This is a genomic window from Sphingobacterium sp. UBA6645 (genome assembly GCF_002455685.1).
Classification (GTDB): Bacteria; Bacteroidota; Bacteroidia; order Sphingobacteriales; family Sphingobacteriaceae; genus Sphingobacterium; species Sphingobacterium hotanense.
Map to the genome: position 1 here is coordinate 78,344 of NZ_DKLH01000051.1, position 13,200 is coordinate 91,543.

8 protein-coding genes and 2 tRNA genes are annotated in these 13,200 nt (G+C 40.9%); all 10 read left to right on the top strand.

Translation table 11 applies throughout. The annotated features are described in order from the left end of the window. Positions 1-17: 17 nt before the first annotated feature. The 10 genes from B2400_RS10045 to B2400_RS10090 all read left to right on the top strand — a co-directional run bounded on the left by B2400_RS10045 (position 18) and on the right by B2400_RS10090 (position 12,942). On the top strand, positions 18-1,829 hold the full coding sequence (locus B2400_RS10045; RefSeq protein WP_293933074.1) for a RagB/SusD family nutrient uptake outer membrane protein: 1,812 nt from the start codon (positions 18-20) through the stop codon (positions 1,827-1,829). 26 nt (positions 1,830-1,855) lie between these two features. Next, positions 1,856-3,283, top strand: coding sequence for a DUF4623 domain-containing protein (locus B2400_RS10050; protein ID WP_293933076.1), 1,428 nt, complete (start codon positions 1,856-1,858; stop codon positions 3,281-3,283). Between the two features lie 94 nt (positions 3,284-3,377). After that, positions 3,378-4,823, top strand: coding sequence for a glycoside hydrolase family 10 protein (locus B2400_RS10055; protein ID WP_293933078.1), 1,446 nt, complete (start codon positions 3,378-3,380; stop codon positions 4,821-4,823). A gap of 55 nt (positions 4,824-4,878) precedes the next feature. After that, positions 4,879-6,717 (top strand): PQQ-binding-like beta-propeller repeat protein, encoded by a 1,839-nt coding sequence (locus B2400_RS10060; RefSeq protein WP_293933079.1) that lies wholly within the window; start codon positions 4,879-4,881, stop codon positions 6,715-6,717. A 445-nt stretch (positions 6,718-7,162) separates the two neighbouring features. After that, entirely contained in the window at positions 7,163-7,981 is an 819-nt protein-coding gene (murQ, locus tag B2400_RS10065; protein WP_260042475.1) for an N-acetylmuramic acid 6-phosphate etherase, read from the top strand. An 8-nt stretch (positions 7,982-7,989) separates the two neighbouring features. Continuing rightward, positions 7,990-9,501: a sodium:solute symporter gene (locus tag B2400_RS10070; RefSeq protein WP_293933081.1), complete on the top strand. Its 1,512-nt coding sequence runs from the start codon at positions 7,990-7,992 to the stop codon at positions 9,499-9,501. Positions 9,502-9,571: 70 nt separating this feature from the next. Further along, positions 9,572-10,387 carry a purine-nucleoside phosphorylase gene (locus B2400_RS10075; RefSeq protein ID WP_293933083.1) on the top strand — a complete coding sequence of 272 codons (816 nt, stop codon included), beginning with the start codon at positions 9,572-9,574 and terminating at the stop codon, positions 10,385-10,387. Between the two features lie 49 nt (positions 10,388-10,436). Then, the gene (locus tag B2400_RS10080; protein ID WP_293933085.1) at positions 10,437-12,422 is read left to right on the top strand and encodes a putative porin; all 1,986 of its coding nucleotides are present in this window, start codon (positions 10,437-10,439) and stop codon (positions 12,420-12,422) included. Positions 12,423-12,780: 358 nt separating this feature from the next. Further along, positions 12,781-12,858 (top strand) — tRNA-Val (locus B2400_RS10085). Positions 12,859-12,867: 9 nt separating this feature from the next. Continuing rightward, positions 12,868-12,942, top strand: a tRNA-Val gene (locus B2400_RS10090). Positions 12,943-13,200: the final 258 nt, after the last annotated feature.

The window sequence follows — 13,200 nt, forward strand, 5'->3', positions numbered from 1 at the left end:
TTTAGGAGGAAATTATTATGAAAATTAAATATAGCATTTTTGTAGCGGCAGCATTGGCACTAAGCAGTTTGAGCAGTTGTGAAAAATTCTTAGACAGACCGGGGCTTACCAATTTAAATGACGATAATGCATGGACGACAGAAGATAATGTTCGTTTATATGCAAATAAATATTATACCGACTTCTTTGTTGGTTATGGCGTGGGCTTTGATAATGGTGATGCCCTTTTAGCAGGGTATACGTTCAGTGATGATTTATTATTTCAAGGTAATCAATCGCAGTTTACTAGAGCGGTGCCTGTAAGTCAAATTTGGAGCTATACCAACATCCGTTCGATCAACATCATGATCGACCGTGTTCAGAATAGAATGTCTTCTATTCTTAGTGAAGAAGCTTTTAATCACTGGATGGGCATCGGTCGTTTCTTCAGAGCATTCCGTTATTCTCAGTTAGTACAATCGTATGGAGATGTTCCATATTACGATCGACCAGTAGATATTGATGAAACCGATGAACTTTACAAAAAACGTACGCCTCGTAACGAGGTGATGGATCATGTTTATGATGATTTAAGCTTTGCTTTAGAGAATGTGCGTCTGAATGACGGTGTTCAAAATGTAAACCGTTACGTGGTTGCTGGTTTCGTGTCTCGCCTTGCAATGAATGAAGGTTCTTGGCAAAAATATTATTATAAAAATAATGAACGTGCGAAGAAGTTTTTCGAATTAGCATTGAGAGCTGCGGAAATGGTTATCGCAAGCGGTAAGTATGACATTGTTACGGATTACCGTTCGCAATTTACTTCCGAGAATTTAGCTGGTAATAAGGATATGATCCTTTACAGACAGTATGATGATGCCATAAGTGTGAAGCATACAATTCTCTCTCTTCATAATTTAGCAGAAAACATTACCTATGGTCCAACAACGGATTTAATTAAATCGTACATCTGTAATGATGGCAAGGTTTGGCAAAATTCGGATTTAGCGCCAGCGAGCGACTTTACACTCGACTCTTTGGTTAAGACAAGAGACTCTCGTTTTGAAGCTACTTTCCACACAGATCCTTCGATCAGGAATAGAGCTTCGTATTTATATATCACTAAATTCTTACCAAGAGAAGTTCAAAACCGTGTCGCGTCTGGCGGAGCGCCAGGAGTTCCATATTCAGGAGCAAACAATACCACTGACGCGCCAGTATTGCGTTATGCCGAAGTATTGTTGAACTGGATAGAAACCAAAGCGGAATTAGCGGCCCTTGGTGGTGTAGCAGTTTCGCAAGCGGATATTGACCGTTCTATCAACAAGATTAGGCTACGTCCATTGGCAGCAGAAGCGATCGCAAAAGGTGTGAAAATGACAGCGCCTATGAAGTTAGGCGAGTTACCGCAAGATGCAGAGCGTGATGTTCAGGTTTCAAGTCTGATTTGGGAGATTCGTAGAGAGCGCCGTATGGAAATGACGTTTGAACATTCTCGATTAGCAGATCTTAAGCGTTGGTCGAAATTGCAATATATGGATACACAGCAAAATCCAGACTTACTTTCCGGAGGATGGGTGAATTTCTTGAAGGAACTACCTGGAGATTTGAAAACTGGTGTTTCCGTTGTGAAATTGAATGGTCAAATTGAAGTTTTCAATGCTGCTGATCCAGACAGTCCGGCGAAGATGAATGGCTTCTATCGTTATGTTGAAAATGCAGATAGACTTCCGTTCTTAAATCAAGCGAATGTGAACCCATACTTAACACCGGTTGGTAGAAACCAAATCGCTGAGTATGAAGCGAAGGGTTATGTCTTGGATCAAACACAAGGATGGCCTCAAAACTAATATTGAATTCATAATAGATTAACCATATGAAAATGAAATTAAACCGTTCTATTGGCGCAATGATTATTGCTCTAATTGGCCTTGCAGGTTTTAGTTCTTGTTCAGAAGATTTTCCAGGCAATGTGGAATCCGATAAATACACAGATCTAAAGGCTATCCGCATTGTTAATGCGGGTGAAGATGGAACAGATGTTTTGGTAGGAGAGATAGACGAGAATAAAAAGACGATTTCCTTCCCACGCATCGATACGCTTACTGATTTTTCGAGCGTAAAGTTCGAAGTTGAAACGTCTGAAGGAGCGAGCGTAGAAAATACCGTTTATAATATTCCTTATCAATCCGGTGATACCCAGAAAGAGATTATTATTAAAGTATTGAACTCTCCGAGATTTAAAGAATATAAGGCTTTAATTCGCTTTAAAGTACCAGTATATGGTGCTGATTTTACAAAACCTACCGTGATGGATTATTCAAGCAATCCGGTTGGAAATCCAACGTATATTGGATGGGGTGGACAATTGACAAGAGGATCAGGTTTCGATGGTAAGCACGTTTTAGTTGTTAGTCGTGGTGCTACTGGAATTCATTTACTTCCGGTGGAAGATTTGCGAGAAAACCGTCTTACGCCTATCAAATTAGATGTGACTGGAATTACTGGTGGTACTTTCACACATAATATGGGCGCACAAATTAATGGTCACTCTTATGTTGCGAACTTATCAACATCACAGGCATCACCACTAAAAATTTACCATTGGGCGACACCTACATCTGCTCCGGAAGTTATTGCTAATATTAACGTAGCATCTGTTGCTGGAGCTGGGGCTCGTCACGGAGATAATTTCTCTATGAGTCTGGATGAAAGCGGAAATGGCTATGCTTTCTTTATCTCTGCTGGTGTTCAGGTAATGCGTGTGAAGATCGAGAATTACAACCAAGTAACGGAAACTGTTTCTTTCGATACGCGTACGACCTATGGACAATGGTCTGCATACAATCATATCGCAGGTACCGAGTCTTATTTAGCAACCGGACATGATAAACCAATTGCAGTATTGAATAATGCGGGTAGTGTAGCATATACCATGGGCGCTACTTCTATTCCAGTTCACTCGGGTGACCCACGAGTTATCAATTTTAATGGACAGCGCTACTTATTGGTGGTTACTGTTCCAAGAACAGCGAATACAGCGCCTGATGCTGTGTTGAGAATTTATAATATCACAGCAGGGGCAAATATAGTAGATGCGCTAACAGCATTTGAGCAAGGGGATAAAAAACCGGTGTATGAATTCCCTGTTTCGGCAGCGACAAACACTGCCCCTGGTACACAATCAGGTTTCCATATTGTGAAAGATGCTGACGGCAAAGACCAGAAGTTAATGGTTTACGGTGCGACTACCGATGCTGGATTCACGATTGTAGAATTCCCAGTGAATGTTGCAGAAGATTAATGAAATCTTTCAATTAATATAAGGAAGGGACGTCTGATGCTGGTTTTTAAATCGGTGTTCGGACGTCCTTTCTTCATTTCTAACCCAATTATAGATGAAAAGATTATCCGTTTATTTTAGCTTATTTTTTGTACTTGCTCTGTTGCTTAACAGCTGTAGTAAGAGTTCTGATGGACCGGGAGGCACACCTGACCCTGATCCTGAACCACCAGTGACAACCTTGAAATTTCCTGCTAAGGAAATGCGTGGCGCTTGGATTGCAACCGTATGGGAGCTTGATTGGCCTGGGGTACGCGGTGAAGCTGCACAGAAACAAAAGTATATTGAGATACTTGATCGTTTGAAAGCATTGAAGTTTAACGCGGTGTTTTTTCAGGTCAAAGGAATGGGCGATGCCTTCTACAATTCTCCTTATGAACCATGGTCTGCTGCCATATCGGGAACACGTGGTGTTGATCCGGGTTATGATGTTATGAATTTCTTAATCGAAGAGACGCATGCTCGTGGTATGGAGTTCCATGCCTGGATGAACCCTTATCGCATTTCAACGCGAGCATCAGCTAGTGGAACTTATCCTGCACTCCATGCTTCAGTCAATGCAAGCTGGGTTATCGACCACCCAACTATCCGTATTTACAATCCAGCATTACCAGAGGTGCGTCAGCGCTTGAATGATATCGTCAAAGATTTTATCACAAAATACAATGTCGATGGGATTCATTTTGATGATTATTTCTATCCTTCCGGTGTAACTCATAATGATGATGCAGACTATCAGAAATACGGGGCCGGATATAGTACAGTTGAGAGTTTCAGAAGGGGGAATGTGGATAAGGCGATTGAAGGAGTTTTCAATACGATCAAAGCGACGAAGCCTCAAATGGTGTTTTCAGTTTCGCCAGCGGCGAATAAGGATAATAACTACAATGGACTTTTTGCTGATGTAGCGAAATGGACGTCGTCCGGCTGGGTGGATATATTGATTCCTCAGCTTTACCAAGAAATTGGCAATTCATTCAATCCTTTCGAGCGCAATTTGGCGACATGGTCTCAGTTCCGTGGGAAGGCAGGATTGGTAATCGGACATGGTTATTACAAATTTGGTGCATCCGATGGTGGTGCTGCCTTTCAAAATACAGCTGAGTTGGTTAATCAATTCGACTTAGCGCGTAAAAATCAGTATGTAAGAGGAAGCGTAATGTATAGTGCGCGCGATGTTTTGGCAAATAGAATTGGTATTACCAACAAATTGGCAGAGCTTTATGCCAAGGATGTGCTGATGCCTTTCTTTGGTAGAGAAGTTGCTGCAAAGCCTGCAACGCCATCCAATGTGAAACTTTCCGGGAATGAGTTAACTTGGTCAACGACTGGTGATGTTAAATCGGCGGTATATTATTTTGCTAATTTGACAGCAGAAGGAGAGCTATTGGCATTTACTGAAGAGAAGAGATTAAGTGTTTCTAAATCGGGATACTACGTGGTTACTGCCGTAAATGCGGATCATGTAGAAAGTAAAAAGTCAAGTCCTTTGAAGAAATAATCAAAAGGCTTCCTAAAGGTAGGGAAGCCTTATCATCTACCTAAACTTTGTATTGATGTATTTGCCGAGACTTTTTGTTTTCATCTTTTTGATATGGGGGCAAATTTCCTTTGCCCAATCTTTTCGTTTTGCTCAGGTTACCGATACGCATGTTGGCGGTTCAACCGGCGCCGATGATCTTCGTCGGACTGTGCAGGATATTAATAAACTAAAGAATATAGACTTTGTGATTTTCTCGGGCGATATTACAGAATTTGGTTCCGATGAGGAATTGCTTTTGGCGAAGCGGATTTTGGATAGTATCCAACGCCCGTGGTTTGTCATTCCGGGAAACCACGACAGTAATTGGTCAGAAAGCGGTGCGAATAGCTTCCGTCGTGTTTTTGGTAAAGAAACATTCTTTTTGAAGCATAAAGGCTATGATATCATCGGGACGGCTTCCGGCCCGAATATGCGGATGAGTCCGGGTCAGATTCCAAGAGAGAATCTCGTATGGATGGACTCGATTTTTCAGGAATATCCTATTAAGGAAACACCGTTGATCGCTATTAATCATTATCCACTGGACGAATCCTTGAACAATTGGTATGAATCTATCGATCGATTGAAAACACGGAATGTACAGTTGGCTTTATGCGGCCATGGACATCAAAATCGTTTATACGATTGGGAAGGCATTCCGGGTGTGATGTTACGATCGAACCTAAGAGCGAAAGAGGAGGTCGGAGGATATAACTTAATTACGATACGCAATGATTCAGCAATTTTTCAAGTCCGTCGACCGTTAATTAAAACGGAGGACCCTTGGTTGGCTTTGGCGCTTCGACCTGTGCAGCCTGGGGTAAATGGACAATATGCTCGTCCGGACTACAGTGTAAATAAGCAAACTACCGCAAAGTTAGTTTGGGAGTATCAGGATCATGGAGATATAGGTGCAGGCATGGGTACAGATGGTAAACTATTATTTACCGCAAATACCGTTGGTGAAGTCTTTGCGCTGGATTTACATGATGGAAAGCGAGTTTGGTCATTCAAAACCGGAGGCAAGGTATATTCTACACCAGTATTTCATCAAGGAACGGTGGTTGTAGGCTCTACGGATCACTTTATTTATGGTCTGGATGCTAAGACAGGTACATTAAAATGGAAGCTCGAGGCGAAGAAAGCGGTTTTAGGCTCAGCAGCTGTAGCTAGCGGAAATGCGTTCATCGGTGCTTCTGACGGTATTTTCAGATGTATTCAGGTGGCGGATGGAAAATTATTATGGCAGTTCGATCAAGTGAAAGGCTATGTTTCCACATTGCCCACTTTGGCGGATGGCAAAGTGATTTTTGGATCTTGGGGCAATGGTTTTTATGCGCTCGACCAAAACAGTGGGGAATTGCAATGGGAATGGTGGAATGGACATCAGAACAGGATGTTTTCCGCAGCGGCAGTTTACCCCGTTGTGCATAAGAACAGGGTCTTTATTGTTGCACCAGATCGTTATATGACGGTGATAGATTTAAAAACCGGCAAAACCATATGGCGCGAAAAAAAGGACTCTGAAAAGGTAAGGGAATCAATAGGCTTGTCTTCCAATAAGAAGCTTGTATATGCAAAGACCATGGATGGCGAGTTGATCGGTGTTCCGGTGATGGCTGACAGTATGGATATCACTTGGAAGTCCAACTTGAAATTGCCCTATGAATTAGCGCCTACAGCTATACAGAGTAAAAAGCGAAACGTGTTTGTGCCAAGCGACAAGGGATTATTTACAGCGTTGGATGCTAAAACCGGAAAAGTTAAGTGGCAATATAAAGTTTCCAATGGTATGATTAATCCCCTACTATTATGGAAAAATAAAGTTGTTATCAGTACAATGGACGGAAAGATAAGTATGTTATCTTATTAATTCGATTGTATTTTTTCAATATAAAAAGGAATTCGCGAAGAATTCATAATTTTCTCTAAGGTTGTTACATGTGCGGGTAATCTAACGCGAAAAATAATGGTTTACGAAATATTATTTAACAAAACGCGCATAAAATTGCAGGTTATTCAGGAATAAAAAGAAAAAAATCACGATTCTTCCGAAGCATGGTAAAATAAGTTTACTTTATATTTTAAATTGGCTTTGGCAATTTAAAGCTTGGAAATCGTTGATTTATCAATTCTAACCTTTGCTTAGGGATAATTTTTTAATCGATAGTGTGAATTTGATGATTTATTAAAAGGGAAAAATGATAAATTCGCCTATCAAAAGTATATAAAGAACGAGATTGCATGTTGTTGCGGTTTTTAATAAAAAATCGCATATTTACGAAAAGTTATATAGGTATTTCAAAATGCTACAGAGTATGATCAACACAACGGAAAAGGATTCCAATTATCAGGACTTAGACAAAATGTCTGTTCACGAGATTTTGACGAACATTAATAACGAAGATAAAACCGTTCCGTTGGCGGTGGAGAGAGAGATTGCTCATATCGAATCCTTAGTTAAGGTGATCGTGGAGCGTATGAAAAAAGGCGGTCGTCTTTTTTATATCGGTGCAGGTACAAGTGGACGTCTAGGTATTCTTGACGCTTCGGAATGCCCACCGACTTATGGTGTTCCTTTTGATTGGGTTATCGGACTGATTGCTGGTGGTGATACCGCCATCCGTAAAGCTGTTGAGTTTGCGGAGGATGATGAGAACCAAGCTTGGAAAGACCTTGAAGAGTATGCAATCAATACGAATGATGTGGTGATCGGAATTGCTGCCTCAGGCACAACACCTTATGTTATCGGTGGATTGGAGAAAGCGAATGAAATGGGTATCGCTACGGGCTGTATCGTATGCAATGGCAATTCGCCAATTGCAGCAATCGCACAGTATCCGGTAGAGCTGATTGTAGGTCCTGAGTTTGTGACCGGCTCTACGCGCATGAAAGCGGGTACCGCTCAAAAACTTGCTTTAAATATGATCAGTACGGCTGTTATGATTCAGCTAGGTCGCGTTAAAGGAAATAAAATGGTTGATATGCAGCTTTCGAACCACAAGCTGGTGGGGAGAGGCGTTCGTATGGTGATGGCAGAGACAGGAACCGACGAAGAGACAGCTACGGCATTGATCGAGCAATTCGGTAATGTACGTAAGGCTATCGATAACTTCAACCTACAAAAGAATAGCTAAACAAACATATGTCACCTATTATATTATTATCCTTTCTTGTTGTTTATTTCGCAATCTTACTGGCGGTGTCTTATTTCACGTCGAAAGATTCTTCGGATAATTCAACATTCTTCGTTGCCAATCGTAATGCCAAATGGTATATGGTTGCCTTCGGAATGATCGGTACGGCATTATCTGGTGTTACGTTCATTTCCGTTCCTGGAGATGTAGGTAATACGCCCGGAGGGATGTCAGACCCGAATAATTTCAGCTATTTTCAGTTTGTAATCGGAAATGCTATTGGCTTTGTAATTATCGCCTACGTATTGCTGCCGCTTTACTACCGCATGAACCTGACTTCTATTTATACGTATCTAGAAGAACGATTAGGCCATAAGAGTTATAAGTCAGGGGCGATGATCTTCTTGATTTCCAGAACCATCGGTTCTGCGTTCCGTTTATATCTAGTTGCTATCGTACTGCAACGCTATATTTTTGATGCTTGGAATGTGCCGTTTATTTTAACTGTAGCGGTGTGTTTAGTTTTGATTTGGTTATATACCAACAAAGGTGGTTTGAAGACTATCATCATCACTGACACACTTCAGACGACGTTTTTGTTGTTGGCGGTTATATTGTCGATCTATTTCATGGCTGATGGTCTTGGATTAACTGTATTCGAAGCCTTTGAAAAGGTTAAAGACAGTTCTTATTCGAAGATATTCGTATGGGAAAATCTATTAGGAGATACTAGACATTTCTGGAAGCATATTATCGGTGGTGCGTTCGTTACGATTGCAATGACAGGCTTAGACCAAGATTTGATGCAGAAGAACTTAAGTATGAAAACTATTGGTGAGGCGCAGAAGAATATGATGACCTTTACGAGTATTTTCATCGTCATCAATTTGTTTTTCTTGGCAGTGGGAGCATTATTGTATTTCTATGCAGATGCGAACGGCATTAAACTAGCAGATTTAGGAAAGTCAGATTATCTGTATCCGGAAATTGCGTTACGTCATTTAAGCTTGTTGCCGGGTATTATTTTTATGATGGGTTTAACTGCCGCAACCTTTGCTACGACCGACTCAGCACTTACAGCGCTGACCACATCTTACTGCGTTGACTTCCTGAACTTCAATAAAAAGGAAAATCCAAACGATCCTAAGTTGGTCAAACAACGTAACTTCGTTCACCTTGGGTTTTCTGTTGTAATGCTATTGGTCATTCTTCTTTTCCATTGGATAAACGATGAATCTGTGGTATCAGCGATTTTCAAGATTGCAGGTTACACTTATGGTCCTTTATTGGGTCTATTCTCTTTCGGTATCTTAACGAAAAGAAGAGTAAATGATAATCTGGTACCATTTATTTGTGTGATTTCACCATTATTGATATTCTTATTGAATCAATATGTGCTGCCGCATACAGCCTATAAAATTGGATTCGAACTGATTGTTTACAACGGTTTGATTACCTTCTTATTGTTATTAATTACTTCTCCTGGTAAGGTTGAAGGTAAAATTGCCGGCAGTAAATAATGCCTGCTTGAATGATTTGTGTGTGCAAAAAAAATCCAGTAGTTTTGGCTACTAAGTATATTTTGCACACATGTATCATTTAATCGACGAATCTATCCACTCTATACGCCGTAAAATCGGCGATTTCGCTCCTGAATTTGGAATAATATTAGGCACAGGTCTGGGCAAGCTGGTCAATGAAATCGAGGTTGAACATCAGATGATGTATTCTAATATTCCCAATTTTCCTATATCTACAGTCGAATTTCATACGGGCAAGTTAATTTTTGGTACCCTAAATAGCCGTCGTGTCGTAGCGATGCAAGGTCGCCTGCATTATTATGAAGGCTATAATATGCAAGAAATTACTTTTCCGGTGCATGTAATGAAGGCTTTGGGGATCAGTAAGCTGTTTGTTTCGAATGCATCGGGCTCTTTGAATCCAGCGATCAAAAAGGGTGATATCGGTATAATCGAAGATCATATCAATTTACTACCGGACAACCCCTTGAGAGGATCGAACGATGAAGATCTGGGGCCGCGTTTCCCGGATATGAGTCAACCTTATGATAAAGGAATGATCAAGCAGGGTATGGAGATTGCGAATAAGTTAGGCGTGACAGCACATGAGGTTGTGTATGTCTCTGCACCAGGTCCAAATCTGGAGACTAGAGCGGAATATCGTTACATGCGTATAATCGGTGGGGATATTGTTGGGATGAGTACAGTTCCTGAGGTGATTGTTGCTAATCATATGAGCCTTCCTGTCTTTGCCATTTCGGTGATTACCGACGAGGGTTTCCACAGCGATTTAAAACCAGTTTCGTTAAAAGAGATTGTGGAAGTGGCGACCGAGGCAGAGCCGAAGATGACAAGTATTTTAAAAGAATTGATTGCATTGCAATAATCTTGGATTTTTGCCCTATTTTTGAGGGCGTTTATTTAGAGATCCTTACATGAGTGTACTGAGTAGGTTGTTATTAATATTGGTCTTGTTTGCACTTACGCCGAAGCTTTATGCGCAGGTGGAAGATGAATTCAGTTCGGCGCTCGATTCAGCGCGAGCCAAAGAAGATAACAAGAAAGATTCCGTAGTTTTTACCGCTAAATACGTTCGATATACGAATCTGGCGACGATGAAGCGTTTCACTAAGACCTACCAGTTAGATACTTCTCACGTTAATTTTCAATATTATAATAAGCAGAATCTGCCTTGGAATCCGAGTATCAACCTGGGTTCCTATGGTTTAGCGACGCGCGACCTCCTGTTTAATGCTAATAAGAATATTGGTTTTCAGTCTGGATATCGTGCTTTAGAACGCTATATTCTTCATCCTGATTCTGTGGAGTACTTTCGTGCGAGAGCGCGGTTCTCAGAACTCTATGCTGTCGGATTTTTCTTTGACGATCAGGTGTTTAAGGCTCGGATAGCACAGAATATTAATCCAAATCTCAATATTGGAGCGGAGTACCACGCGAGCAATACCGACGGTTATTACAAGAATCAAGAGTATAGCGATCGGAAAGGGGCTATCTTTTCTTGGTACGAGTCGCCAAGCAAGCGCTATAACTTACTAACGAATTTTACTTTTAATACGGTCGACGCAACGGAGAACGGCTCGGTACTGAACGATACTTTGTTTCGGGATAATACGGAAAGTTCAGGAAATCCCGCACGTTATCCTGTTCGATTGAATGGTCAGCAAAAAGACCGTCCTTACAATAAGTGGAAAGATTTGGGCATTTTCCTACGTCAGTCTTACTACATGGGTCGTTTGGATACTGTGAATAAGGGTGCCCCGGATGCGGAAATCCATCCGACGAATGTCATCGCGCATAACTCCAGTATCAGGCAACAGAAATTCTTATTCTTCAAGAATGAAGCGGATGGGAATAATGCTTTCCCGCTGGCGAGTTTCGTTGAAGTGCATGACACGACGAAAATTACGACGATCTCCAATGATTTTACCTATAGCTTCTTCCTTCGTGGTAAAACGTTGAAAAATGAAGCGCGTGTGGAATTGGGATTCCAGAATGATTTGATCTGGTATGCGGATAGTGTACTGAGTCAGATGTATCAAAATAGTATGGTGAAAGGAAACATCGGTTATAAGTTCAGTGACAAGGTCGATGTCAACTTTTCTGCTAAGCAGATACTATTGGGTCAAAACTTTGGCGACTTCCTATATGAGGCCTACGCAGACGTACATGTGAATGATGTAATCGGAAATTTGCGTATTGGTGCTTATACACAAAATCAGTCTCCAGCGATGATTTATGAGACGGCTAACCTGACCTACCACTCTTGGGCAGATCTTGGCTTAGATAAGATAAAAACACAGAATCTGAACTTCTCTTATGCGAATAAGAAGATTGGCTTCAGTGGTAAGTTAGAATACTTCCTGATCAATAATTATACATACTTCACCGAGAGTATCGACCCGGCAACTAATGAAGTCATCTCACGAGCGATTACTCCAACACAGGCTGGTAATCTAAACCTTCTGAAACTTACAGTAGGTCAGAATTTCAAGTTCCGTAAATTCCATTTTGATAATATGGTGGTTTATCAGAAGTCGGACGCAATGGATGTGTTGGCTACTCCGGAGTTGTACACTTTCCATAGCCTCTACTACGCAAATATTTTGTACAAGGTGATGGACTTCCGAATCGGTGCTGATGTTCGCTTTAATACACCTTTCCGTACGCCTTCTTACGCGATTAATGCGGGACAGTTCTACAATGATAATCTAGGAATCAATTTCTCGACGTATCCTATTGTTGATTTTTGGCTTACCGCTAATATTGATCGTGTAAACTTATTCTTGAGTTATAATTTTGCGAACCAACATGTTTATCCGAAAGGATACTACACCGTTCGTCGTTATCCAATGAATCCGGCATTCCTTCGTTTTGGGGTTTCCTGGAAATTCTACGATTAATTAATCATTCACTTGTCTTTATTAGATGCGATTCGAATAACGCGGTTAGCAAGTCTTTCTGCGTTCTTAAAATAGGGTTTTTGGTCTCGAGTTATTGATTCATGGAGACTGTTTTGGGGCTCATGGATATAATAGCGGTTGCCGGAATGTTCCAGTGATATCGTTTGTCTTTGATATAATCCATAATGTTTAAGGTGCAATATTGCCGAGTTTGGGTTTTGTGTAGCTCTCGGATGTAGAATCAAGTAATTTTATCTATTTGGGTTTGAATAAATTGCTGATTTTTTAATAAAAATCTTCTGAAATAATTTTGCAAATCAATTTTTAGACCTATATTTGCACACCGCAAGACGGAAAAGGAGAATTAGCTCAGCTGGTTCAGAGCATCTGCCTTACAAGCAGAGGGTCACTGGTTCGAATCCAGTATTCTCCACCAAAATAAAAAGGAGGCTTAGCTCAGCTGGTTCAGAGCATCTGCCTTACAAGCAGAGGGTCACTGGTTCGAATCCAGTAGCCTCCACAAAAAAGCATCAAGAAATTGATGCTTTTTTTTATTCCTTTCATTATCAGAAAATCGTTGATTTCGGCCTAGTCGTTCATGTATGAATAAATCATCCGCATATAGTATGCTTCATCTAGCGTACTGGCAAGTTGATTTAGGGATCATACCGAAAGTTTGGGGGGAATAGATTTTTAAGCATACAATTTCATCACTCTGTACAGGAAGAATGTTGTGTCCCTTACGCCACGGAAGACACTCCTGAAAGCTTTGAGTTTT

Excerpts from the sequence above, each read along its gene's own strand:
- B2400_RS10045 (WP_293933074.1), top strand. The coding sequence starts at position 18 with ATGAAAATTAAATATAGCATTTTTGTAGCGGCAGCATTGGCACTAAGC.
- B2400_RS10050 (WP_293933076.1), top strand. The coding sequence starts at position 1,856 with ATGAAAATGAAATTAAACCGTTCTATTGGCGCAATGATTATTGCTCTA.
- B2400_RS10055 (WP_293933078.1), top strand. The coding sequence starts at position 3,378 with ATGAAAAGATTATCCGTTTATTTTAGCTTATTTTTTGTACTTGCTCTG.
- B2400_RS10060 (WP_293933079.1), top strand. The coding sequence starts at position 4,879 with ATGTATTTGCCGAGACTTTTTGTTTTCATCTTTTTGATATGGGGGCAA.
- murQ (WP_260042475.1), top strand. The coding sequence starts at position 7,163 with ATGATCAACACAACGGAAAAGGATTCCAATTATCAGGACTTAGACAAA.
- B2400_RS10070 (WP_293933081.1), top strand. The coding sequence starts at position 7,990 with ATGTCACCTATTATATTATTATCCTTTCTTGTTGTTTATTTCGCAATC.
- B2400_RS10075 (WP_293933083.1), top strand. The coding sequence starts at position 9,572 with ATGTATCATTTAATCGACGAATCTATCCACTCTATACGCCGTAAAATC.
- B2400_RS10080 (WP_293933085.1), top strand. The coding sequence starts at position 10,437 with ATGAGTGTACTGAGTAGGTTGTTATTAATATTGGTCTTGTTTGCACTT.